This is a genomic window from Bacillus sp. EKM202B, assembly GCF_011066025.1.
Lineage (GTDB): Bacteria > Bacillota > Bacilli > Bacillales > Bacillaceae_G > Bacillus_A > Bacillus_A toyonensis.
Map to the genome: position 1 here is coordinate 1 of NZ_JAAMNK010000093.1, position 644 is coordinate 644.

General features: G+C 36.5%; 1 protein-coding gene. It reads left to right on the plus strand.

The features are described 5' to 3' along the window. Nucleotides 1-644, plus strand: a 644-nt coding sequence (locus G9F74_RS29445) for an RNA-guided endonuclease InsQ/TnpB family protein (protein WP_165406432.1), incomplete at both ends; no start/stop codon positions are given.

Here is a 644-nt window from a genome sequence, read left to right on the forward strand (position 1 = left end):
TAATCAAGTCATGTACGATTTCTATGACACCTACTGGTAAATACTATGTGTCCATTTTGACTGAATACGAAAAAGAGGTCGTACAAAAAGAAGTAGAAACAGTTGTTGGATTAGACTTTGCGATGGAACAATTATACGTCAGTTCTGAGGATGAGAGAGCCAATTATCCTAAGTTCTATCGTGAAATGTTAGACCGATTAGCAAAGGCTCAACGAGTATTATCAAGACGTACAAAAGGTTCAGGGCGTTGGAATAAACAACGTATCCGTGTAGCTAAGCTGCATGAAAAAGTAGCAAACCAACGTAAGAACTTCCTTCATCATAAGTCTAAAGAGTTAGCTACTCATTTTGATGTTGTCGCTATTGAAGACCTAAATATGAAGGGAATATCGCAAGCACTTCATTTTGGAAAAAGCGTCGCTGATAATGCTTGGGGTATGTTCACTTCTTTCTTAGCTTATAAACTAAATGAACAAGGCAAACAGCTTGTGAAAATAGACAAATGGTTTCCTTCCACAAAAACATGTAGCAGTTGTGGAAATGTGAAAAATATATCATTGTCTGAGCGAGTCTATTCTTGTATATGCGGTGTAAATCTCGATAGAGATTATAACGCAGCTATCAATATCAAAAATGAAGCAATA